This window comes from Vagococcus entomophilus (genome assembly GCF_003987595.1).
Lineage (GTDB): Bacteria > Bacillota > Bacilli > Lactobacillales > Vagococcaceae > Vagococcus_E > Vagococcus_E entomophilus.
Map to the genome: position 1 here is coordinate 785,985 of NZ_NGJZ01000001.1, position 23,343 is coordinate 809,327.

Annotated in this window: 21 protein-coding genes and 1 pseudogene; 2 read left to right on the forward strand and 20 right to left on the reverse strand. The window is 36.2% G+C overall.

Features of this window, described 5'->3' with window-relative positions:
- Positions 1-1,128: 1,128 nt before the first annotated feature.
- From CBF30_RS03630 to CBF30_RS03655, 7 genes are all read right to left on the reverse strand, one after another.
- On the reverse strand, positions 1,129-2,283 hold the full coding sequence (locus CBF30_RS03630) for an AbiH family protein (RefSeq protein WP_126822855.1): 1,155 nt from the start codon (positions 2,281-2,283) through the stop codon (positions 1,129-1,131).
- A 194-nt stretch (positions 2,284-2,477) separates the two neighbouring features.
- Positions 2,478-2,966: a tyrosine-type recombinase/integrase gene (locus CBF30_RS11905; RefSeq protein WP_342774830.1), complete on the reverse strand. Its 489-nt coding sequence runs from the start codon at positions 2,964-2,966 to the stop codon at positions 2,478-2,480.
- Between the two features lie 23 nt (positions 2,967-2,989).
- On the reverse strand, positions 2,990-3,208 hold the full coding sequence (locus CBF30_RS11910) for a hypothetical protein (protein WP_245974997.1): 219 nt from the start codon (positions 3,206-3,208) through the stop codon (positions 2,990-2,992).
- 311 nt (positions 3,209-3,519) lie between these two features.
- The gene (locus CBF30_RS03640; RefSeq protein WP_126822857.1) at positions 3,520-5,094 is read right to left on the reverse strand and encodes a peptide chain release factor 3; all 1,575 of its coding nucleotides are present in this window, start codon (positions 5,092-5,094) and stop codon (positions 3,520-3,522) included.
- A 154-nt stretch (positions 5,095-5,248) separates the two neighbouring features.
- Complete coding sequence (locus tag CBF30_RS03645) at positions 5,249-5,941, reverse strand: MgtC/SapB family protein (protein ID WP_126822859.1); 693 nt, start codon at positions 5,939-5,941, stop codon at positions 5,249-5,251.
- Between the two features lie 132 nt (positions 5,942-6,073).
- Positions 6,074-7,444 (reverse strand): hemolysin family protein, encoded by a 1,371-nt coding sequence (locus CBF30_RS03650; protein WP_126822861.1) that lies wholly within the window; start codon positions 7,442-7,444, stop codon positions 6,074-6,076.
- Positions 7,445-7,526: 82 nt separating this feature from the next.
- Complete coding sequence (locus tag CBF30_RS03655) at positions 7,527-8,666, reverse strand: AI-2E family transporter (protein WP_126822863.1); 1,140 nt, start codon at positions 8,664-8,666, stop codon at positions 7,527-7,529.
- Positions 8,667-8,775: 109 nt separating this feature from the next.
- Between CBF30_RS03655 and CBF30_RS03660 the strand changes: the two genes are divergently transcribed.
- Positions 8,776-9,210 (forward strand): GNAT family N-acetyltransferase, encoded by a 435-nt coding sequence (locus CBF30_RS03660; RefSeq protein ID WP_126822865.1) that lies wholly within the window; start codon positions 8,776-8,778, stop codon positions 9,208-9,210.
- An 81-nt stretch (positions 9,211-9,291) separates the two neighbouring features.
- Here the strand turns inward: CBF30_RS03660 and ntdP are convergent, their stop codons facing one another.
- From ntdP to CBF30_RS03690, 5 genes and pseudogenes are all read right to left on the reverse strand, one after another.
- Positions 9,292-9,825 (reverse strand): nucleoside tri-diphosphate phosphatase, encoded by a 534-nt coding sequence (gene ntdP / locus CBF30_RS03665; RefSeq protein ID WP_126822867.1) that lies wholly within the window; start codon positions 9,823-9,825, stop codon positions 9,292-9,294.
- 124 nt (positions 9,826-9,949) lie between these two features.
- Positions 9,950-11,194, reverse strand: a complete 1,245-nt coding sequence (gene mutY, locus CBF30_RS03670; protein WP_126822869.1) for an A/G-specific adenine glycosylase — start codon at positions 11,192-11,194, stop codon at positions 9,950-9,952.
- A complete protein-coding gene (gene recX, locus CBF30_RS03675) occupies positions 11,184-11,984 on the reverse strand; it encodes a recombination regulator RecX (RefSeq protein WP_126822871.1) in 801 nt (266 codons plus the stop codon). The genes mutY and recX overlap by 11 nt, the downstream gene beginning before the upstream one ends.
- 98 nt (positions 11,985-12,082) lie before the next feature.
- Positions 12,083-14,207: pseudogene (locus CBF30_RS03680) on the reverse strand (heavy metal translocating P-type ATPase).
- Positions 14,208-14,321: 114 nt separating this feature from the next.
- Positions 14,322-15,416, reverse strand: coding sequence for a DUF871 domain-containing protein (locus CBF30_RS03690; protein WP_126822877.1), 1,095 nt, complete (start codon positions 15,414-15,416; stop codon positions 14,322-14,324).
- Positions 15,417-15,554: 138 nt separating this feature from the next.
- On the opposite strand from CBF30_RS03690, the gene CBF30_RS03695 reads away from it, so the two are divergent.
- Complete coding sequence (locus CBF30_RS03695; RefSeq protein WP_126822879.1) at positions 15,555-16,310, forward strand: peptidylprolyl isomerase; 756 nt, start codon at positions 15,555-15,557, stop codon at positions 16,308-16,310.
- 42 nt (positions 16,311-16,352) lie between these two features.
- Here CBF30_RS03695 and CBF30_RS03700 read toward each other — a convergent pair whose 3' ends face one another.
- From CBF30_RS03700 to trpD, 8 genes are all read right to left on the reverse strand, one after another.
- Complete coding sequence (locus tag CBF30_RS03700) at positions 16,353-17,366, reverse strand: branched-chain amino acid aminotransferase (RefSeq protein WP_126822881.1); 1,014 nt, start codon at positions 17,364-17,366, stop codon at positions 16,353-16,355.
- An 87-nt stretch (positions 17,367-17,453) separates the two neighbouring features.
- Positions 17,454-17,837, reverse strand: a complete 384-nt coding sequence (gene gloA2 / locus CBF30_RS03705; protein ID WP_126822883.1) for an SMU1112c/YaeR family gloxylase I-like metalloprotein — start codon at positions 17,835-17,837, stop codon at positions 17,454-17,456.
- Between the two features lie 96 nt (positions 17,838-17,933).
- Entirely contained in the window at positions 17,934-18,701 is a 768-nt protein-coding gene (trpA, locus tag CBF30_RS03710) for a tryptophan synthase subunit alpha (RefSeq protein ID WP_211340467.1), read from the reverse strand.
- Positions 18,698-19,912, reverse strand: coding sequence for a tryptophan synthase subunit beta (gene trpB / locus CBF30_RS03715; protein WP_390221095.1), 1,215 nt, complete (start codon positions 19,910-19,912; stop codon positions 18,698-18,700). Before trpB ends, trpA begins: the two co-directional genes overlap by 4 nt.
- Positions 19,905-20,534 carry a phosphoribosylanthranilate isomerase gene (locus tag CBF30_RS03720; protein WP_126822887.1) on the reverse strand — a complete coding sequence of 210 codons (630 nt, stop codon included), beginning with the start codon at positions 20,532-20,534 and terminating at the stop codon, positions 19,905-19,907. The genes trpB and CBF30_RS03720 overlap by 8 nt, the downstream gene beginning before the upstream one ends.
- A 10-nt stretch (positions 20,535-20,544) precedes the next feature.
- Positions 20,545-21,558, reverse strand: coding sequence for a tryptophan--tRNA ligase (gene trpS / locus CBF30_RS03725; RefSeq protein WP_126822889.1), 1,014 nt, complete (start codon positions 21,556-21,558; stop codon positions 20,545-20,547).
- Positions 21,555-22,325 (reverse strand): indole-3-glycerol phosphate synthase TrpC, encoded by a 771-nt coding sequence (gene trpC, locus CBF30_RS03730; protein ID WP_126822891.1) that lies wholly within the window; start codon positions 22,323-22,325, stop codon positions 21,555-21,557. The genes trpS and trpC overlap by 4 nt, the downstream gene beginning before the upstream one ends.
- Complete coding sequence (gene trpD / locus CBF30_RS11915) at positions 22,322-23,338, reverse strand: anthranilate phosphoribosyltransferase (protein ID WP_126822893.1); 1,017 nt, start codon at positions 23,336-23,338, stop codon at positions 22,322-22,324. The genes trpC and trpD overlap by 4 nt, the downstream gene beginning before the upstream one ends.
- Between the last annotated feature and the right edge of the window lie 5 nt (positions 23,339-23,343).

Consider the following 23,343-nt stretch of genomic DNA (forward strand, 5'->3'; position numbering starts at 1 on the left):
TTCTTAAGGCTTATTTATAAAAATTTAAGCTCTTTTGCAAAGTTCAAAAAGAAAGGGCAAACAATGTTAAGTCATGGATATCTTATACAAGGATTTCCAGTAACCCATTAATTTCTTAAGAAAATACACAATAACTACTGACTAACACGCACTTAATAAGCAAAACCAAGCTATTAACTTTTTCATTTTTTTATCTTTCTAATTCTTTATTATTTTTATTTTATAAATGGTTAGTCTAAATACTTCAATTTATTTTGATAACTCTGCTTTCTTTCAATATATCCATGATTTTAAAATAGGTATTTTTTAAATCTTTCGATGCAACAATATAGAAAACCAGACGCCCTTTATAGATTCTTTTTTCTTTGTTAAGTATTGCCTTGTTTTTGATACTGCCTAATTGTCGTTTTTTCATATTTTGCTTGATATTTATGGGTTTCAAGAATTAGATTACTTACTAGCTGACGTAATTTTTATCTTGAACGTCTTTAAAAGAAGGGTAATTCAAAACTTCAACTTAAATATTATTTCAACACTTACTTTAGTTAAAAGTTTACATTGCTGCTCCTATTTTGGTCATTTGACGAAACACAAGCACAGCCGATTTTTGACGTTTTTCATCCTATTTCCTTTCTGATTAATTTACATCTTAATTTTTATAACTAAAATCCCGGAATATTACTATCGCGTTTCGCGATTTTTAAGCACTCCTTATTTTTATGGCTTCTTAAATTTAAAAATGAGATTTTTTCTCATAGCTAGTCCACTTATATAAAACCAGTAATACTCCTCTACCTGTCTTTAATGTTCCAACTCTTTTCGTGTTAATACTTCAATTTTACGTTAATTATTGTTTTATCAATTTTTCTAAAAAAAGAACCATGCATTAACACTTAGACTGAGGGAATTAAAAGGTAATAATACAAATAGCATAATCTGTGCAGGTACATCTGACTATATGCCTTATCTAAAAAATTATGGACAATATTTTTCACCTATAGCTAAAATTGGAATGAACGAAAAATATCTTGATTCCTCGGAAAATAGGTCTCGTTCAGAAATAAAAGAACATTCTTTTGGTTTATTCAAAACATAATCTATCAAACTTATAAAAGCCACCTAGTTTTTCTAGGTGGCTTCTTCAGGTAATTTGTTATCTTTTATTTCAAAATCAATGATATTATCTGTGTTATTCTCTATTTGATTCAAATACTTTCTTAAATCAACATTAACAATATATGGACTATTCGTCACAATATAGATTTGCTTTCTTAATTGAGCTATTTTTTCATCTGACAACTCTAACTTATCTAAATGAGATAAGAATTCGTCTTCTTTTTTCTTTCTTCTTATTCTTACTTTTCTAGGAGATACATAACTAGGTTCGTTTTCATATAAATGAATAATCAATTTTTTATATCTTGATTTCAATAAAACCTCAGCAATCTTTTCCCACCAATGTTTATCTGTCGAACCGATTGACATCCCAAAAACTACAATAATATCACTTTTTTCGATAGTATTCTCTGCGTCTCTACGCATATATTCTCTATTATTTACAAGTGAATCTGGCTTTAGCAAATCTTCTAAATCATCTTTTTCAAAAAAATCTGGAGCTAATTGGCTCTCATCATTCAATCCTAATGTTAAAAATCGGTCAATTACTCCATGCACATTGATAATCGCTTTGTTAAAATTTTGATTAGGGAATGAATTATTGAAACTATTACTCTTTGTATTCTTACTAGAATTTTGAAGGACTATTTGTAAACTGTTTGTGTAGTTGAAAGATATAACCCGATAATTAAAATGACTATTAGTGTTATCAATTAACATAGATTTAATTTCATCATGATCTTGTTCAAATACACCGTGAAAAAAATTATCCATAGTGGTAAAAAGTATTTCTGAGAAGTCCTCATTAATTTGAACATCATCTTGTATTTGAATACCTTTAAGATAATCATTTAAATCTTCTCGTAGAGTTTCAAAATCGTCTAAAAAGTTGTCAGCTAAATTGGTATCCTGATTTTCTTCCTTTAAACGTTTCGTAAATACTCCCAACTGAAATTCCAAATCAGCCCAAGTTTGGATATTATCTTTTGATTTATAAATTTCAGAATAAATCATATTATCAATCTTCGAAACAAACGTTTCATCTATTTTTTGGGACCAATCTAAAGAATATTTTTTCTTTAAAATATATTCATAAAAATGAATATATGAAGTTTGTAACCCACATTGAATGTCAAAGCCATTTCCCAATAAAAAAGTAATATTCATCCTACCACTCCCAATTAATTATCTACTTTATTATACATTCAAACAAAACAAATCACAAATAAGTATGAAACCTTCACAAAAAATATCGGACTTATATTTTTAAAGTTTTATTTTGGTTTATAGACAAAAACATACAGTATATCTATTTAAAATTAACAACACACACAATTTAGCCTTCATTTTAAATAAAATTATCACCTCAAATTCATCAAAGCACTCGTTTTAATAGACTTCTCAATAAAATCTTCACTATTTAACGTCTGAACATATCTTTGAGTCATTTTAATTGAACTATGCCCCATATTTAAGCTTAACGTATAAATATCTAGTCCGTTTCGTAATTGCATACTTGTATAAGTATGTCTTAACGTATGACCTGAAAAACGGACACAATCTCTTATATCAATTTGCTTCTTTATTTCTTGTATAATCTGCCAAATACTTTTTTCATTCAATTTTTTACCTAGATTACTGACAATAAAAGGATTTCCTTCTAACAGCCCATATTTTCTTTTCTTAATTCGTTGATATTTTATTATTTCTTTTTTTAGAATTGGACTAACAGCGACGGCTCTATCCTTATTATTTTTTGATTTTCTAATAATTATTTGATTATTCATAATATCTTCATCTCGTATCTCGCAAACTTCGCTAATCCTCACCCCACATTCAATCATCAACATCAATATCGCAACATTTCTTTGTGCTATATGTTTGTATGGGTGTTTTTTATAGCAACTGTTAGCATTTGTTTAATTTCACAGTCATTTAAAGGATTGATTACTTTTCTTTCTTCTTTTAATCTTTCAATATCAACAAACGGATTATACTCAATATATTTTTCAATTAACATATAGTCAAATAACTTCTTTAATCTGCTAATACTTACATTGATTGTCGATGCTTGCATTTCTTTTTCTTGCATATCTATTATCCAGCTTTTTATATGTTTCTTTTCAATCTTTAATGTTTCACACTTTTATTTATTTGAAAAAATTTGCTGTGTTTCTCAATTTTGATTTATAATTTTGATTTGTATTTTTGAAAAACCTCTCACTGTAATATCCATACAAAATTCTAAAATAATATCTTCCAGTTCATAGAAAAAAGTCCCTTCTTATCAAATCTTGATAAAAAAGGACTTCTTGCAAACCAACGCATCTTAATAGATTTTTTTCTGAAGATGCGAGCTTCAATCTTCTAAAGATTCACCTACTGATTGATTACAAATTAATTTTACAGTAAACTCTTCAATTCGACATCTGGATATTTGTCAGCAAACCAGCGCATCGCAAATTGATTTTCAAACAAGAAGAGTGGTTGGTCAAAACGGTCTCGAGCCAGTATATTACGACTAGAACTCATCCGCTCGTCTAAATCCTCTGGATTGATCCAACGAGCAATCTTACTTCCCATTGGTGTCATAATCAATTCTGTGTTGTACTCATTTAACATACGGTGTTGAAAAACTTCAAACTGAAGTTGTCCTACCGCTCCAATGATATATTCTTCGGTTAAGTAGGTTTTATAAAGTTGAATAGCTCCTTCTTGAACCAATTGTTGAATTCCTTTGTGGAATGATTTTTGCTTCATCACATTTTTAGCTGTTATTTTCATAAAGAGCTCTGGCGTAAATTGAGGGAGTTTTTCGTAGCTAACTTTTAATTTCCCTCCATAAAGAGTATCGCCAATCTGATAATTTCCCGTATCATAGAGTCCAATAATATCCCCAGCAACTGCTTCTTGAACGTTTTCACGAGTATCTGCCATAAATTGTGTGGAGTTGGTTAACTTAAACTTCTTCCCCGTACGCTCCAATGTCACATCCATGCCGCGCTCAAATGTACCCGAACAAATTCGGACAAACGCAATTCTATCCCTATGGGCAGGGTTCATATTCGCTTGAATTTTAAAAATAAATCCGGAAAACTCTTCTTCGTAAGGGCTAATCTCTTGATCCTCTTCGGTCTTGTGATCAGATGGTTTAGGGGCAAACTGTAAAAATGTTTCTAAAAATGTTTGTACCCCAAAGTTTGTCAGCGCAGAGCCAAAGAATACTGGCGTTAGCTCTCCAGCTGCAATCTTTTCTTTAGAAAATTCATTTCCAGCTTCTACCAACAGCTCCACATCTTCTAAAGCCTGAGGAAAAACAGAATTTTGTTGCAATGGATGATCAGATGGTATATCACCTTCAGCGTTTAACGGAATAAAGCGCTCGCTATTATAGTGTGCTGGACGATATAACTCTACTCGTTTATTATATACGTCATAAAGTCCTTCCAGACCTTTTCCCATACCAATCGGCCAATTCATCGGATAAGACTCAATTCCTAATACTTCTTCCAATTCTGAAAGCAGTTCTAACGGTTCTCGACCATCACGGTCTAATTTATTAATAAAAGTAAAAATAGGAATCCCCCGCATGCGACAAACTTGAAATAATTTTTTCGTTTGCGCTTCAATCCCTTTGGCACTATCAATCACCATCACAGCACTATCTACTGCCATCAGTGTCCGGTAAGTATCCTCAGAAAAATCCTCATGTCCAGGCGTATCCAAGATATTGACACGCTTATCATCATAGTCAAATTGCATCACAGAACTGGTGACCGAAATCCCACGTTGTTTTTCGATTTCCATCCAGTCAGATTTTGCAAAATTCCCTGTTTTTTTAGCTTTTACAGTCCCCGCTTGACGAATTGCACCCCCAAATAATAACAATTGTTCAGTAATGGTTGTTTTCCCCGCATCCGGATGGGAAATAATCGCAAAAGTGCGACGGCTATCTACTTCTTGATGTTGTTTATTCATTATTTTGTATTCTCCTTTATTATTAGCTATTCGTTAAAGAAAAATACTTTCTAATGCTTCGTATACATAATCATCGCTTGCTCCTTCTACTTCGGCTTGTCATAGCAAATAGTATACCACGAAGTAGCGGATTATTCAAAATGAATTTGTTTCTTTAGATGCTGATTAACCGCATTTTTGTTACATTTTTATGAGCCGATATTTCTTCAATTACTTCTGTAAAAGTCAAATTTGTAGGAAGCTCTACCGTGTAAATATTTGCATAAACTCTCCGATCTTTTTTAAAATCCACATTAAAATCAACATCCAATGTTTTGATCTGATGTGCTTCAAAGTACTGTGTAATAAACTCTTTTGTCTCATTACGGTGTACATAATGAATTTCTAGCTTTTTGAGTGATGGAACATGAATTACTTTTTTTATCATATATAATGCGGTCAATACACCGATAAACCCTAAAATAGCAATTTTATAAAAGCCTAAGCCAATTGCAATTCCCAGACCTGCAACTGACCAAAGAGAGGCTGCTGTCGTCAGCCCTGTAATTGTTCTTTTTGTTACAATGATTGTTCCAGCACCTAAAAAACCAATCCCACTAACGACTTGTGCAACTAAACGCGATTGGTCAATTCTAAGCAACGATCTAACCTCAGGATGCTTACTTGCGTAATCTAGGGCTTGAAGTGTTAATTGCGTTTGGATTAAGGCGATGATTACCGCTCCTAGACACACTAGAATATGGGTACGGATACCCGCAGGTCGATTTTTAAACTCGCGCTCATAACCAATCGGACCTGCAATCACCATCGCCAGAATGACTCTTAAACAGATTTCGCCTAAACTCATCTTCTCTCCCTCATTTGCTTGGATATTTATTTTTCTTTTCTTCTCATATTGTAGCATGCAAATGAAAATTTAAAGTCTTTTTTTCAAAAAAATAAAAGAAAGCAGGCATAACCTGCTCTCTTTTATTTTTTATCATTCCTCATCATTTTTATCTTTTCTAAAACGATGGCGTTCTTCCTCATCATCTAAATCTTCTGTGCGCTGTTCCTCAGAAAAAATCGCTTTGAGGACCAGTAGTCTTGAGCCTTCCATCTCCTCAGAAATCAAAGTCAAATTTCCAACCTGATACGAAAGCTTTTCCCCTTGATCTGGAATAGTCCCTAATGCCGTAATAAAGTATCCAGCGATTGTATCTACGTCACTCATCTCAAGCTCTGTATGAAATAGCTCATTAAACTCATCAATCAGCATTCTTCCTTGAACAAGATAAGTTTGAGCATCAATTTTGGAATACAAGTTTTCTACTTCGTCCGACTCATCTTCTATTTCGCCTACAATTTCTTCTAATAAATCTTCCAAAGTCACAAGTCCCACTACTCCACCATACTCATCAAGTAAGATAGCCATTTGGTTCTGTGTTTTTTTCAACTCATAAAGCAAGTCATCAATAAAAATGGTTTCTGGAACAAACAAAGGTTCTTGAATAATTTTTAATAAATCAACATTTTCAAAACCTTCAATTTTCGCTGCTTTCAACAAATTTTTCAAGTGTAAAATTCCAATTACTTTATCTTTGTCTTCATCATATACTGGAATTCTTGAATAGTTGTCTGAGAGTACCAAGTCAATGTTTTCTGCAATCGTATCGTGCACATTAATCATAAAAGCATCTGTTCTTGGAACCATAATCTCTCGAGCAACTTTTGTATCTAGCGAAAATACCCCTTGTACCATTTCCAATTCATCTGAATCAAGTACCCCTTCATTGACAAGCATATAGCGCATTTCTTCACGCGTCATTTTTACGTCTGCATCGTCAAATTTCATCGGTGTGAGTCTTCCTAAAAGATCAGTTGAGGCTGATAGCAACCAAACAAATGGACGTGCGATAGTTCCTAGTATCTGTACCGGCCACATTGTAAACATGGCCACCTCTTCAGATTTGTTTAAAGCAATTCTTTTAGGATACAACTCCCCAAAAACAATGGAAATATAGGTTAAAAATATCAGCGAAAGGACACTTGCTATTTGAGCAGCAGTTTCTCCACCACCTAGTAAAGTGGTCAATTTTTGTGCCAAGGACTCTGCCAAGGACGCACCTGAAAGGATTGTCATCAAGGTAATCCCAACTTGAATTGTTGACAAGAAATTATTGGGATGTTCAAGCAGATCAAGTAGTTTTTTCGCTTGTTTATTTCCTAATCCCGCTTTTTGCTCTATTCTGTTTTTGTTTACCGAAATCAATGCAGTCTCTGCAGCGGCAAAAAAAGCGTTTAGTAGGGTCAAGATAATCAAAATTAAAAATTGTGTAATTAACGACTGACTCTCTGGGTCAGCATTCATAAGCTGTTCTCTCCTTAAAATATATCATTCTACCTAACTCTAGATGTAACAGAATAGTATCACAAATTCAAGTGAATTTCAATTAATTATCATTTTGAGTTTTTTCCTGAAAACCGTTTTCATCGGGTTCCTCTTTTGCTGTCTTATTTAACTGAACAATATCATAAACATACTTGAAAATCGTTTTACAAACCGCATACAATGGAACACCCAAAATCATTCCCAGAAGTCCCGAGATATTGCCTGCAACTAACAGAATGATGATGATTGTGAGCGGATGGATGTCCAAACTTTTTCCAATAACATTTGGATAGATGATATTGCCATCAATTTGTTGAATGACAAGAACTAAAATACAAGCAAGTAGTGCCTTCACCGGTGAGGAAAGAACCGTAACAAATATTGCTGGAGCCAACCCTAAGTAGGGGCCTAAGTATGGAACCATGTTGGTTATTCCCGCAATGCACCCAAACAAGAAAGCATAGTCAATGCCAATCGCCCAATATCCTAACCAAGTACAAACCCCTACGAAGAGACATTCAATTGCTTGTCCACTAATATAAGCAGAAATTGTATCACTCATTTTTCCAACCAAAACAATGATTTCTTTTTTACGTTTTTGTGGAAGATATTTTTCAATTGCTGGAATCATTTTTGGTCCATCTTTTAGCATGTAAAACAAAATAAACGGAACGGTTACAATGATTACTGTAACGTTTGCAACAGAACTAATGATTGTAGATAGGCTAGTCGAAAAAGCATTCAATACCTGTTTCAAAACACTTTGAACCGAAATATCCATTTTTTTCAAATATTCATTGATATCAATATTTTTTAAATAGGGATGACTCATCAATTCGTTTGTCCACTTTTCAACGCTCTTAGCAAATGCTGGCAAGTTATTAATCAATTGCACAATTTGCTTAACCAAATTTGGCAAAATCGCACCGATAAATAATGCAGTCAGTAACACAAAAATCACAAAGACAATCGCAACGGACTTCCCCCGTGAAAGTCCTGTTTTCATAATAAATTTTACCAGTGGATTTAATAAATAAAATAAAAAACCTGCTAGCAAAATGGGGGTGAACAACGTCGAAAAGAACGTCGCAATTGGACTAAATAAAAAGTTGATTTTGGTTGAAACAAAAATCAAGGTTGCAATCACCAACAACTCAACAGACCAAAATAATAATTTTGATCCCCTTAAACGATCAAACATCAATTTTCCTCCTTCAATTTCATATTGAAAATGCAATTACGTATAGTATAATAGATTTTATCAAAAAAAGCTTTAATTTTTGTTATGGCTCACTAGAAAGGAGTACTCTATGTACATCACCTATACAAAAGATCTAAATTCACAGACTTATTTTGATGCACTTTCGATTCGTAAAGAAGTTTTTGTAAAAGAGCAACAGGTTCCACTGGATATTGAAGTCGAATCAGAAGATCGGTGTTGTCACTTTGTTTTATATGACGATACTAAAAAAGCTGTTGCAACTTGTCGACTTTTGGAGAAAAGTAATGAACAAATCAAATTACAGCGAATGGCTGTTTTAAAAGAAGCAAGAAAATTTGGTTATGGTTTAAAACTTGTATTAGAAACCGAGAATTATGCAAAAGAAGAGCAATACAAAGAAATAGTATTAGGGGCACAAATAAAAGCACTTGGTTTTTATGAAAAGCTTGGCTACAAGCCATTCGGAAAACAATTTTTAGAGGCAGGGATCTTGCATTGTATGATGTCCAAGCAACTCCTATAACAAAAAACGAGTCTAGAAAAATATTCTAGGCTCGTTTTCCTTTGCAAAAGCTAAGTTATCAGAATTCCAACTAGACAAAAGTTATTTTTTAGACAACTGTTGATACCGCTCATACCAAATATCTACGTATTCTTTTGAAAATGGACCTTTTCCGTTGTTAATCCAGTCCACTAAAATCTTGACATTCTCTTTTAGAATAAAGTCAATTTCTGCAGAATAGTTCATCTGACGTCGATGATCTTCGTACTCATCGACATCAAGCAGACGCTTTTCACCATCTGGAAATACTTTGATGTCTAAATCATAATCAATGTACTTCAGTGCTTCTGCGTCCAAAACATACGGAGAGGCCAGATTACAATAATAAGAAACTCCCTTTTCTCTAATCATTGCAATAACGTTAAACCAATATTTTTTATGAAAGTATACAATTGCTGGCTCACGAGTAACCCATCTTCGACCATCTGACTCTGTTACTAATGTGTGGTCGTTTACACCGATGAGTGAACATTCGCTCGTTTTTAATACCATCGTATCCCGCCAAATTCGATGTAAATTACCATCGTGCTTATAACTCTGAATAGTGATAAATTCCCCTTCTTTAGGAACACGCATATTTACCCTACCTTCTTTTGAAAATCACTGATTTTTCACTAGGATATTCATTACATCGATATCATCACTATTATATCATAAAATAATGAAAGTTATAAAAAAAATCGCAATTTTTGTGGTACCTTTAGTCTGAATTCTGTTTCTTTATAAATTCCAACAGTTTTTGTTGATGCTTGGGCAATACGACATCAGTAGTCTCTTCGATTTTTAACCAGCGTTGGTTGGCTGCCAACTGAAATTGTTTTTGATTTTTCACATAGCCATTGGCAAGTAGAATAAACCACTTTAAATGACTAAAAATATGTGTCACTTCTCCCACAGGCTGTTTTAACCAAACAACCGTTTCGCTATATCTTTCTAATTGTGCAAGGGACTGCGCGAAAGAGAAATGTGTCAAATTAGTTTCACCAAGAGGCTCATTGTCTTCTGCTAATAGTTCTAATTGTTCACTTGGTTCCTTCTCTTTAAGAAAAGCCTGCCATTGTTTTAAATAGCGCTTGAACTCAGCCTCTTTGATTTCGACTAATGGAAACATCCACATATTGGCCAACAGTCCTTCTTTTTTCCTTTGTTCAAAAAGAAATGCTCCTGCTTCATTTTGAATCGCTAGCGCTAGATAATAGACCGGTTTTGCCTTAACCTTTTTACTTTTAACGGGATATTTTTCTATTTCTTTTTTTTCATACGCCAAACAATACTTTTGGATAGGACACTTCTCACACTTTGGCGAAGTTGGCGTGCAAATACCTGACCCTAAATCCATGATTGCTTGATTAAATTCGCTTGGTTTGTTTGGAGAGATTAACAATCGAACAGCTTGCTCAAAAACTTTTCGACTGCTTGGTTTGGCAATATCATCGGTTATTTCAAATAAACGACTAAAAACACGCATCACATTCCCATCAATTGCTGGCTCTGGCAGATTAAAGGCGATACTCGCAATAGCTCCTGCAGTGTATGGACCAATTCCTTTTAATTCTTGGATTTTTTGGATCTCATTTGGCATCTGACCGTCATGCAACTCCACTATTTGTTGAGCTGCTTTTTGCATGTTTCTCACTCTTGAATAGTAGCCTAACCCCTCCCATGCCTTTAATAACCTTTCTTCTTCTGCTTGTGCCAACGCTTGGATACTCGGAAACCATTCGGTAAACCTCAAAAAATAGGGAATAACTGTCTCCACTCTCGTCTGTTGAAGCATAATTTCAGAAACCCAAATACGATAAGGATCTTGATTCTCTCGCCAGGGTAAGATTCTTCTTTCTTGCTCATACCAACCCAAAAATTCTTCTTGAAATTCCGCTACGCGTTTCGTTGGCCAATCGTTCAACCATTGTTTTTTCACCTTAGCATTCTCTTTATCCTTCATGTTCCAACTCTTTCTTCTCAATAAACTGTTGAATTAGCTCATAATCAAATCCTTTTTGAAATAACGAGCGTATTACTTTTTGTTTGCGCTTTGGCAAGTCTAAGCGCACATTTCTTTCCCAGAGTTTATCCCCTAATTGTTCGAGCAACTCTGCTTCTTGTTGACTGTCCTTTTCAACAGAAATGCTTGCAAGTGCTGCTTGAATTATTTCTTGCTTGAATCCTTTGAGCATCAATCCTTGTTTCATTTTATTTAACTTTTCTTGGTGACTCTTTTGACGATATCGCTTTTCCAACTTTTTTGCTAGTGCAGTTGCATTTTCTTGCTGCGAGTCGTTGGTATAAAGCAACAATGCCTCAGCACTCGTTTGCTCTTCAATTCCTTTTTTTCTAAGTTGCTGCATAACAACAGCTGGTCCCTTATCAGAAGTCCGAATCATCGTTCGAACATAACTTTCGGCATAGACCTGATCGTCAACTAGCCGGATTTCTCTAAGTTTTTCGATAACCGGGCCAATCATAAAGCTAGGAATTTCCTTTTCTAGTAAATATTTCCGGATTTCTTTTTCTGAGCGTAACTGATAACTCAAATAATTAAGCGCTAGCTGATAGCCTTGATCTAATGCGCTTGTCTCTTCAATTTCCTTTATCAGTGTTTCCTCTAGTTCTTTTCCTTTTAATAATCTATAACGAACAAAGACATCCTCTGAAACAAATAGTTTGCGCCCAGAGGTCAAAACAAGTGTATAACCTGAACGTTTTCTTTTGGTTACTTTTTCAATTTGTTCCATTTTTTCATCCCTTTATTTTTAGTCTTTTTTATTGTACTACATTTGTTCCTTTACATAAACAAAAAGAGATGAACGCTAAAAAGCATTCATCTTAAAAACTAATTGATTAATTTTTTTACATACAAACAACGCATTGCGTTGAGTATTGCCAAAACTGTTACGCCAACATCGGCAAAAACAGCCCCACCAATTGTCATCATTCCAACAGCTCCTAGTACTAAAAAAAGCACTTTGATTCCTAATGCAAAAAGTATATTTTGCTTAACAATGCCCATTGTTTTTTTAGCCAGCTTGATGCTTACTGGAATTTTGGAAGGCTCATCTGTCATAATTACCACATCAGCGGCCTCAATCGCTGCGTCTGAGCCAAGTCCTCCCATTGCGATGCCAATATCTGCTCTAGCTAAAACTGGTGCATCATTGATACCATCTCCTACAAACGCGACTTTGCCAGTGGAACTAGCCCTTTTTAAAATCTCTTCTAAGCAAGCCACTTTATCTGCGGGCATCAATTCTGTATAGATTTGATCTAAGCCCAGCTTTTTGCCTACAGCTTGGCCAATTCGGTTATTATCTCCTGTTAGCATGATAGTTTTTTCAATATGCAGTTCTTTTAATTTTGTTAGCGCTTCCTGTGCATCTTTTTTGATTGCATCTGCAATCAAAAGATATCCAACATATTCTCTATCAATGGCTACGTGAACAATGGTGCCTGAAACATCAGGTTCTAAAACTCCAGCTACTCCTTGATGCTGCATCAAGCGTTGATTTCCAACAAAAACATTTTTACCAAAGACTTCTGCTGTCAAACCTTGGCCTGGATGTTCTTCTAAATTCTTCACTTCATCTTTTTTAACAACCTCTCCAAAAGCTTTTTGCAAAGAAAGCGCAATCGGATGGGTTGAAAAACTTTCTACATAGGCTGCATACTTTAATACTTTTTCTTCGGTGTCTCTCACTGCATGAATTTTTTGAACTTCAAAGGTTCCTTCTGTCAGTGTTCCTGTCTTATCAAAGACCACTACTTCTGTTTGCGCTAAAGCCTCTAAGTAGTTGCTTCCTTTAATGAGAATCCCCAGCTTAGAAGCGCCACCTATCCCACCAAAAAAGCTTAGTGGCACTGAAATTACCAGCGCACACGGACATGAAATCACCAAAAATGTCAACGCTCGGTATATCCACTCTTTGAATTCAGCATTTGCTATTACTACGGGTGGAATCACCGCTAATAAAAATGCACAAGCAACCACTGTCGGAGTATAATAACGAGCGAATTTGGTGATGAAATTTTCTGTCTGTGCTTTTTTACTGCTTGCATTTTCTACCAGGTCCAATATTTTATTTACCGTAGAGTCTTCAAATTCTTGCTTAACCTCTACTTTTAATACACCATTTGTATTGATGCAACCACTCAAAATTTCTTGTCCTTGGCTGATCTTTTGGGGAACAGACTCACCCGTTAGTGCCGAAGTATCAACCAGCGCCTGACCACTGATCACCAAACCGTCCAAAGGCACTCTCTCTCCAGGCTTGATTTCAATATAATCGCCAATCTCAACTTCATCAGGATCAACTTTTTCGACTTTGTCCTCTACATATAAATTGGCATAATCAGGTCGAATGTCCATCATCTTGCTAATGGACTTACGTGATTGGTTGACTGCATAACTTTGGAATAATTCACCAATTTGATAAAAAAGCATCACGGCAACACCTTCTGCATATTGACCAATTGCAAAAGCACCAATCGTTGCCAAAGACATTAAAAAATTTTCATCAAAAATATCTTTCCTCAACAGGTTGTGACCTGCTTTTTTCAAGACATCGCTCCCAATGATTAAATAAATAATCCCGTAACCTATAAAAGTTGCCCAAAAACTATCAATTCTGACAACATGCATCATCGTTAGTAAAACTATACTGACAACAATTTTCAACACTCTTTTCTTATTTTTAGCCATCACTTATCATCTACGCTTTCATAACCACCACATCAGGTTCTAAATTTTGAACGGTTGCTATCACCTCATCAAGAATTCGAGGCATTTGCGCTCTTTCTGCACTAACCTTTAATTTTGTCGTCATAAAATTGACCGAAGCTTCTTCTACACCACTAATTTCTTTGATTGCTTGTTCAATTTTCATAGCACAATTTGCACAATCTAAGCCTTCTAGTTTTACTGTTTTTTTCACGAACAACCACTCCTTATTCTTTTTTTTCATCTATATTATAAGTGAATAGTTGCTCATATGTCAATCTATTTATACAAAAAAAGGCATAAAAGTAACCATCACTTTTATACCGCATTTTTTACTGCTTTGGAATTTTTTGAAACCTTACTGCCCATTTTCTTCTAGTTTAAAATTAGACCAAGGTCTTAAAAATTCTAGTAAAAACAGCTCTTCGGTTGCAATCCTGCCAACTACATTGACCCGTCCATCATTTTTCATTTCTTTTAATGCAATTTGCGTTTCCCCTTTATACTGGCCATAGAGTGCATTGTCAATCAGTACATCCCCACGGCTCATGTTGACCGTATGGTGTGCAGGAAACTCCCATTCTTTGTACTTAACACGAGTCCAAGTTGAGCGAAGTAAATAGTCGGAGCGATCCCCACGATAACTATGCAAATTATTAAATAAAACTTCTCGTTCTTCTTTGGTTGTTCCTGTTAAAACATCAACTTTAAGCGTTGGGAATTCTGCGAAAAAAGCCGTTGCCATCGCTTCCAGCTCTTGCTCCGATGCATATGCATTTCCAATCGTGATATCATCAATTACCCCTGTAAGCACCAGGTGTTTGACTTGTGTTGCAATTGGTAATGTGCGGTGTGCTTCAAGCGAACATAGTCCATCTTGGGTAGGCCAAGGACCAAAGCTAGCTGATGGCGAATTCACAAAAGCCATTGTATTTATCCCGTACTGCTTGAATTGTTCACAACAGGCTATAAAATGCGAATAACCAAGGCCTGAGTAACGATGTGGGTAAAAATTGTGTGAGCCCATCAACTGATTGACATTTGGGGAATAACTCATAATATTATCAACATATTTAGTTCCTGAACTCATATTAATTTCAATTTTAATGCCATATGGATTCCTTGTCATCTTCGCTTCTTCAGCTCCGGTGAATCCTAAATCTAAACGGACACCATCTGCCCCCATCTCGTGAAAAAAAGATAAGTCATCATACGAAATACCCAATTGTTTGAACAAGTCTGGATTAATATCGACCATGACCTCAAATCCCAAATCTGTTGCATAGCGAACTGTTTGTTGAAACTCACTTAGTACTTTTTTCTTGTCATCATTCACTTGCAATAAGCTGGTAAACACACGCTTAAACCCGTACTTATGGGCTAAATCCAAGTAAGCCTGATCTTTTTCAAGTGTTGAACGTTCTGGATAAATAGAAATCCCTAATTTCCCCATTTTATTCTCTCCTTTTGTATCCGTTTTCTCTATTATACCAATTCCCTAACAAATAGTATAGACCAATTTTAAAAAAGTTGGTTTTACCTGAAAAATTTGTTACTATTATATAGCAAGTAAAATAGAGAGGATGTTTAAATGAAAATCAAAAAAATGGTTGGAAGTTTAGCTATGTGTACTTTAGCTGGAGTCTTATTGGTCGGATGTACGACATCGAGTCAAACTAAGAAATCAGCTACGACCACTTCTTCCACAAAGAAAAAAGCAACGACTAAGAAAGTTGACATTAACTCATTGAAACTACCGCAACTTGAAACAACAGTTGCTGAAAATGAAGATGTTGTAGAGCTGGTTACTTCAAAAGGAACTATCAAAATCAAGTTGTTTCCTGAGTATGCGCCAAAAGCTGTTGAGAACTTTATGACACATGCAAAAAATGGCTACTACAACGGAACAACTTTCCACCGTGTGATCAACGAATTTATGATTCAAGGGGGCGATCCCAATGGAAATGGGACTGGTGGTGCCAGCATTTGGAACAAGGAATTTGCCCCAGAGATTTCTAATAATCTTTATCACATCCGGGGAGCACTTGCGATGGCAAGAACTTCTGGAAGTGTGACAGAAAAAACTCAAGGCAGTCAATTTTATATTGTTCAAAACGACGAAAATGTTTCAGACGGGTTGTTATCAGATGACTATCCTCAAAAAATTATCGAAGCCTACAAAAAAGGTGGAACCCCAACGTTAGATAAACAATATTCTGTTTTTGGTCAAGTCATCGAAGGCATGGATGTGGTGGATGCTATTGCCCATACGAGTGTAGATAGTAGTGACAAACCAACTGAAACCATTACCGTTGAAAAAATCAATATTTTACAAGAAGCAAAATAAAAAAGAGTGAGACAAATTTATTGTCTCACCTTTTTTTATAAACTATACTTTGAAAATCCAACCCGCTAAGGCTTCTTTATCACCTGTCTGTATCCCTACTAATTCGTCATAGAGTTGTTGCGTCACTGGACCAACTTCGGTTTCACTATAAAATACATGAAACTCATCCTTCGTTTGGATGCCACCAATTGGAGAAATCACAGCAGCAGTACCACAAGCTCCAGCTTCTTTATATTTATCTAGTTGGTTAATATAAACCTCCCCTTCTTCTACTTTTAAGCCAAGCCTTTTGTTAGCAAGCTCAAGTAAAGAATACTTTGTAATGCTGGGAAGAATTGAAGGAGATTTTGGTGTAACAAACACATCATCTTTTGTAATGGCAAAAAAGTTTGCCGAGCCAACTTCTTCAATCTTAGTATGTGTTGCTGGATCTAAATAGATGCAATCTGAGAATTTTTTTTCGTGAGCTTCATTTCCTGGTAACAAACTTGCTGCATAGTTCCCACCGACTTTCGCTGCACCCGTTCCATTTGGAGCTGCTCGGTCATAATCAGATACTACAAAATTTGTCGGCGTAAGTCCCCCTTTGAAATAAGGACCAACTGGCATGCAGAACACAGTAAATATATACTCAGGAGCTGGTTGCACACCAATCCCATCGCCAACACCAATAATCAACGGACGGAGATAAAGCGTTGCACCCGAACCATACGGTGGAACGTACTCTTCGTTTGCACGGACAACTTGTTTTACAGCATCAATGAACATCTCTTCTGGTATTTGAGGCATTCGCAAACGATCACAACTCTTTTGCAATCTCTTTGCATTTTCATCTGGACGAAAAAGATTGATGCTACCATCTTTGCAGCGATAAGCTTTTAATCCTTCAAAAGCTTGCTGACCATAATGCAATGCAGTCGAACCTTCACTTATGTGCAATTGACTATCTTCTGTTAAGGCGCCTGCTTCCCATGCTCCATTTTTCCAATTTGAAAGATAACGATACGGTGTTTTAATATAAGAAAATCCTAGATTACTCCAATCAATATTTACCATCTAATCACTCCTAGTACTATTTAATTGCTATTGTAACATACAGCCAGAATAATTGTGAGAATATTTCAAATTTTTCCACATGTTTTTTCATTCATGCAATTCAAGCGGCAATCCATCTGGATCGAAAAAAAAGGTCATTTTGGATCCAGTGAACGCATCCATTCTGATTGCTTCACATACAATGCCTTTTTGAGATAACTCAAATACTGTCTCCTCGATATTTGCAACTTTAAAAGCGAGGTGTCTAAGACCGTACGCTTCAGGATAGCTCGGCCTTTTCGGCTGATTTTCTTTAATAAAAATTTCAATTTCCATTTGATTGCTTTTTAAATCTATTTTAATGTCTTCGGCTCGTTTATTTTCGCGTATTACACGAAAACCTAACCGATTCACATAAAAATCTTTCGTCCTTTGATAATCAGAAGCGATAATGGCAATATGATGGATCGGAGCTGAACCTAAGATACACATAACTTTCCTACTCTCTTATTTACTAGTCTTTTACTTTATTTATTCTATCAAAATTTGACCAGCATTGGGAAAAATCACTTGAATTTTTGCACATTTTTAATGTTTGGGTACCTCTTTCGCTATTTGCAAAAATTTAGCTAGCTCTTCTTCTTGTTTTTCAGCAAACATCTTTACTACTTTGCTACCGATGATTACGCCATCACAAAATTTTGAAAAATTTTCGACATGCTCTAGTGTCGAAACACCGAATCCTGCAAGTACCGGCAAATTTGTCTGTGATTTGACCAGCTTTAATTGCTGATTGATTCGTTGGTCAAACGCTATTTTTTCCCCTGTAGTTCCGTTGACTGTTACGGTATAAATAAATCCCTCTGCATTTGCAATCAATTCTTGAATGCGAGCAGGACTACTCGTTAGAGAAATTAATTGAACAAGCGCAATATCACTCTTTTTCAAAAACGGAGTGAGATAATCCTGATGTTCAAAAGGCAAATCGGGAATAATTAACCCCTTCACAGGAGAATTGTGTAGCTGTGAAAAAAATGTTTCAACTCCGTAATGAAAAATCGGTTGAAAATAACTCATTATGACTAACGGTACTTTAACCTGACTATTTTTAAGTACAGCGATAATTTGCTCCAAATTGACTTTTTTTTGTAATGCACGTAAACCAGCCGCTTGAATGATTGGTCCGTCCGCAACAGGATCTGAGAATGGGATTCCTACTTCAATAACTGTTGCCCCAGCATGTTCTAAAAAAAGCAATCGTTCTTCTAACTGCTCTAATCCGCCATCTCCCGCCATAATGTAAGGAATAATACTCATGTTGGCTTGGTTTTTCATCTTCTTTTCAAGTGTTTTCACTTTTTTTCGCCTCTTTTACTATTTAATAACGTTCTAATTTGAGCCACATCTTTATCTCCACGACCCGATAAGCAGACAATAACTGATTGATCTGGTGACATATCTTTTGCATGCTTCATTGTATAAGCAATGGCGTGAGCACTCTCAAGTGCTGGGATGATTCCTTCTTTTTTGGTCAAAAGTTGAAAAGCCTCAACTGCCTCATCATCTGTAATGGAAACATATTTAACGCGTTTTATCTCATTAAAATGACAATGTTCTGGACCTAATCCAGGATAATCCAAACCTGCTGATATCGAAAATGCTTCGTTGATTTGACCGGATTCATCTTGCAATACTTTCATCAATGCTCCGTGCAATACTCCTGGTTCTCCTTTTGTAATACTCGCCGCGTGTTTAGCTGTCTCAAGACCTAAACCTGCTGCTTCAACCCCGTACATTTCTACCTCTGAGTCCTCAACAAAAGGATAAAATAAGCCCATCGCATTGCTCCCACCACCAACACACGCAATCAGCGCATCAGGTAAGACGCCTTTTTTTTCTAAAAATTGTTTCTTTGCCTCTTTGCCAATCACACTCTGATAATCACGTACAATTTGCGGAAAGGGGTGTGGTCCTAAAACGGAACCCATTACATAATGTGTATCCTCTACAGTCGCAACCCAGTAACGCAACGCTTCATTAACCGCATCCTTAAGCGTCTTACTACCCGATTCAACACTGACAACTTTTGCTCCTAGTAACTCCATTCTAAAGACATTTAATGCTTGCCGTTGGACATCAATAGCACCCATAAAAATAGTACATTCCATGTTCATGAGCGCAGCCACTGTTGCCGTAGCCACTCCGTGTTGACCAGCACCCGTTTCTGCAACCACTCGCTTTTTCCCCATTTTTTTGGCTAATAAAATTTGACCCACTGTATTATTAATTTTATGTGCGCCCGTATGATTTAAATCTTCTCTTTTTAAATAAATTTTTGCACCACCCACATAATCTGTCAGTTGCTCCGCAAAATATAGCGGGGTTTCCCTTCCAACATATTCTTTTAAATAATAAGCAAGTTCCGCTTGAAATTGCTCATCATGCTGACTTTTTTGATAAACTTCTTGCAGTTGTTTGACTGCTTGCATTAAAGTTTCCGGGACAAACTGTCCACCGTATTCTCCGTAAAATCCTTTTTCATCTGGTAATGTATATGGTTTATTCATCATTTTCCTCTTTTCTAACGATTTGTATAAATGCTCGGATTTTTTTCGAATCTTTTCTTTTTGATGTTTCAACTCCAGAAGAAACATCGACACCATATGGATGAAGCTGCTCCATAGCACGAGCCACATTTCCATTGGTTAAACCACCTGCTATAAAAAATTTTCTTCCAGTCAAAAGCGACCACTCCACTTTGTCCCAGTCAAAAGTTTCCCCTTTTCCTCCAAAATTCGCTCCAGAATTTGATGGAGTGTCAAGCAATAACACTGTATCGGTAGGATAGGCTGCAATCGCTTCTTTAATCAAGAAATTATCTGCTGGAATGGCTTTAATCACTGGCTGAGAAATGTTTTTGATGAGTTGTTTTGATTCAACTCCGTGCAATTGGATCAGGTCCAAACCTGCTATTTTCTGAATACGCTCAATTTCTACGATTGTTGGATTCACAAAAACTCCGACTTTTTTGATACTTTTTGGAACATTTTTGGTAATGTCTGCTACTTTTTCAGGTGAAATGTATCTCGAACTCGATGGAACAAAAATAAAACCTAAGTAATCTGCACCTGCTTGCACTGCTACTTCAACATGTGTTTGCTCTTTTAAGCCACAAATTTTTATTTTCATACACTACTCCTCAATCAAAATATTGAATCCCCATTGCTTTTTTCACATCAGATAGCGTCTGTTTTGCGGGAATTCTTGCCTTTTCACTTCCTTCTCTTAACATCTGCATCACTTGGTCAGGATTTCGGGCGTAGCCTTCTCTTCTAGAACGGATTGGCGCTAAAAACTCTTGCAAAATCTGATTTAAGTATTTTTTAATGAACACATCCCCCAAACCACCATGCTGGTATTGCTCTTTTAGTTCCTCTACCTTGACTGTATCTGTAGCAAACACATCTAAATAAGTAAACACAACGTTGCCCTCAATTTTTCCAGGATCCTCTACGTGGATGTGATTGGGATCGGTATACATACTCATGACCTTACGCTCGATTTCTTCTTCAGTATCAGCTAAATAAATGCCATTATTCAAAGACTTACTCATTTTTCCTTTCCCATCTATCCCTACCAATCTACGCGCATTTGCTTTTGGAAGAATGATTTCTGGCTCAACTAAGACAGCTTGCCGGTAAAGATGATGAAACTCACGGACAATTTCTCGAGTTTGCTCAAGCATTGGAAGTTGGTCTTCTCCAACAGGCACATGTGTTGCTCTAAATGCTGTAATATCAGCAGCTTGACTAATCGGGTAGACAAAGAAGCCTGTTGGGACACTTTGTCCAAAGGATTTTTCTTGAATTTCATGCTTAACGGTTGGGTTTCTGCCTACTCTTGAGACTGAAACCAAATTCATATAGTACATGGTTATCTCTGCTAGTTCTGGTATCTGTGATTGAATAAAAATAGTGGACTTCTTAGGATCAATTCCTACTGCCAAATAATCCAGTGCCACTTCGAACACGTTTTGTGAAACTTTTTCTGGTGTCGCCGCATGATCGGTCAATGCCTGTTGATCGGCAATCATAATATAAGATTCCGTTTGCTCTGTTTGTTGTAGAATAAGCCGATTTTTTAACGAGCCAACATAGTGGCCTAAGTGTAATTTTCCAGTTGGACGGTCTCCTGTTACAACTACTTTTTTCATGTTCTTAGCACCTTCAATTCTTTAGCTACAGAGGTTGGATTTTTCGCTCGCATCAGTGTTTCACCCACAAGAACAGCATGATAATTTTTTTGAACACGTTCAACATCCGCTCGTGTTCGTATACCAGACTCACTAATATATACGGCTTCATTTTGCCTTTGATGATGCTTTGCCAGCTTTTGGCTAACTGCTATATCTACATCGAACGTTTCTAAGTTGCGATTATTTACCCCAATCAGCTTCGCCCCTAGTTTTTCGGCAATTCTCAATTCTTCTAAATTATGCGTTTCTACAAGTACTTCCAGAGATAGTTGCCGAGCGTATTCAAATAATTCACGCAGTTTATCCTCATCTAAAGCAGCTACAATCAAAAGAATAACTGTAGCACCAGCATTTCGCGCGCGAATTAACTGCTTTTTATCAATGATAAAATCTTTACACAATACTGGTACTTCAACGACGGTGGCAACTTTCTTTAAATCTGCCATACTTCCTTTAAAATAAATTTCATCAGTCAATACAGAAATAGCTGCTACCTCTGCTGCTTGATATTTAATTGCTTGCCCCACGACATCTACCTCAGTTCGAATATCTCCTTTAGAAGGAGACGCACGTTTAAGCTCAGCAATAATTTGCATGTTTTGTTCCTGACTTTTTAAACGATCATACAGGCTTGGTACTTGTTTGAGCTTGCCAATTTCTTCTTCTGCCATGTTTGCAACTTCTATTTCTTTTTGTTTTAAAATGGTTTCTAGAAAATTGTTCATGCGTAGGTTTCCTCCTTTTGAACCTTCAATACTTCTTGTAGCTTTTCATATGCTTTTCCGCTAAGTAATAGCTCTCGTGCTCGATTGATTCCCTCTGAAATAGATTGAGTTTTACCAGAAGCAAAAAAACCAAGTCCTGCGTTTAAAACCACTGTTTCAAAATAAGGAGACTCTTCCCCCCGTAATACAGAGAGTAAAATTTGGGCATTTTCCTCGGCATCCCCACCGCGAATGTCTTCTATTGTGTAAGATTTTAGTCCATAGTCACTCGCTTTAAAATCATGCACAGTAATCTTGTCATCCGCCAGTAGTGCGTAGTGGTTTTTACCAAACAATGTTGCTTCGTCCATTCCGGCTGCTCCTGTAATCACAATGGCTCGTTTTCTACCAAGCTGCCTGATTGTCTCTGCTGTTGTAACCAACAAATCATTGCGATAAGTTCCCATTAGTTGGTAATCAAGTGCTACTGGATTGGTCAATGGTCCAATTAAATTCATTAACGTTGGAACTTTGAGACTTTTTCGAGTGGGCATAATATACTTCATACTTGGATGAACATGTGGAGCAAAAATAAAGGCAAGATTGGTCTTTTTCATCATCTTTCCCAAAACGTCTGGATCAACCAAAAATTCAATTCCCAGTGCCTCACACGTGTCAAAGCTACCAGAACGACTAGAGATACTGCGATTGCCAGCTTTGGCAACCTTTAATCCACCAGAAGCTAACACAAAAGAAGCCGTCGTACTTACATTAAAACTATCCGATCCGTCTCCCCCTGTACCGCAATTACAAATCGTTTCGCTTGGATTGATGGGAAGTTGGACAGCTTTTTCTCTCAAAGTTTCAGCAAAACCAGCTAGTTCTTCTGCCGTTTCTCCTTTTATTTTCAATGCCATCAGTACAGCCCCCATTTCAGCTTCTGACAGTTCTCCATTAAAAATTTTTGTTGCAACTTCCTTACTTTCCGTCTTACTTAAGTCTTTTTGAGCGTAAATTTTCTGTAGTGTTTCCATATTAC

Coding starts and splice junctions, on each gene's coding strand:
- CBF30_RS03630 (WP_126822855.1), bottom strand. CDS start 2,283: ATGAATATTACTTTTTTATTGGGAAATGGCTTTGACATTCAATGTGGG.
- CBF30_RS11905 (WP_342774830.1), bottom strand. CDS start 2,966: ATGTTGATGATTGAATGTGGGGTGAGGATTAGCGAAGTTTGCGAGATA.
- CBF30_RS11910 (WP_245974997.1), bottom strand. CDS start 3,208: ATGCAAGAAAAAGAAATGCAAGCATCGACAATCAATGTAAGTATTAGC.
- CBF30_RS03640 (WP_126822857.1), bottom strand. CDS start 5,094: ATGAATAAACAACATCAAGAAGTAGATAGCCGTCGCACTTTTGCGATT.
- CBF30_RS03645 (WP_126822859.1), bottom strand. CDS start 5,941: ATGAGTTTAGGCGAAATCTGTTTAAGAGTCATTCTGGCGATGGTGATT.
- CBF30_RS03650 (WP_126822861.1), bottom strand. CDS start 7,444: ATGAATGCTGACCCAGAGAGTCAGTCGTTAATTACACAATTTTTAATT.
- CBF30_RS03655 (WP_126822863.1), bottom strand. CDS start 8,666: ATGTTTGATCGTTTAAGGGGATCAAAATTATTATTTTGGTCTGTTGAG.
- CBF30_RS03660 (WP_126822865.1), top strand. CDS start 8,776: ATGTACATCACCTATACAAAAGATCTAAATTCACAGACTTATTTTGAT.
- ntdP (WP_126822867.1), bottom strand. CDS start 9,825: ATGCGTGTTCCTAAAGAAGGGGAATTTATCACTATTCAGAGTTATAAG.
- mutY (WP_126822869.1), bottom strand. CDS start 11,194: ATGAAGGATAAAGAGAATGCTAAGGTGAAAAAACAATGGTTGAACGAT.
- recX (WP_126822871.1), bottom strand. CDS start 11,984: ATGGAACAAATTGAAAAAGTAACCAAAAGAAAACGTTCAGGTTATACA.
- CBF30_RS03690 (WP_126822877.1), bottom strand. CDS start 15,416: ATGGGGAAATTAGGGATTTCTATTTATCCAGAACGTTCAACACTTGAA.
- CBF30_RS03695 (WP_126822879.1), top strand. CDS start 15,555: ATGAAAATCAAAAAAATGGTTGGAAGTTTAGCTATGTGTACTTTAGCT.
- CBF30_RS03700 (WP_126822881.1), bottom strand. CDS start 17,366: ATGGTAAATATTGATTGGAGTAATCTAGGATTTTCTTATATTAAAACA.
- gloA2 (WP_126822883.1), bottom strand. CDS start 17,837: ATGTGTATCTTAGGTTCAGCTCCGATCCATCATATTGCCATTATCGCT.
- trpB (WP_390221095.1), bottom strand. CDS start 19,912: ATGAATAAACCATATACATTACCAGATGAAAAAGGATTTTACGGAGAA.
- CBF30_RS03720 (WP_126822887.1), bottom strand. CDS start 20,534: ATGAAAATAAAAATTTGTGGCTTAAAAGAGCAAACACATGTTGAAGTA.
- trpS (WP_126822889.1), bottom strand. CDS start 21,558: ATGAAAAAAGTAGTTGTAACAGGAGACCGTCCAACTGGAAAATTACAC.
- trpC (WP_126822891.1), bottom strand. CDS start 22,325: ATGAACAATTTTCTAGAAACCATTTTAAAACAAAAAGAAATAGAAGTT.
- trpD (WP_126822893.1), bottom strand. CDS start 23,338: ATGGAAACACTACAGAAAATTTACGCTCAAAAAGACTTAAGTAAGACG.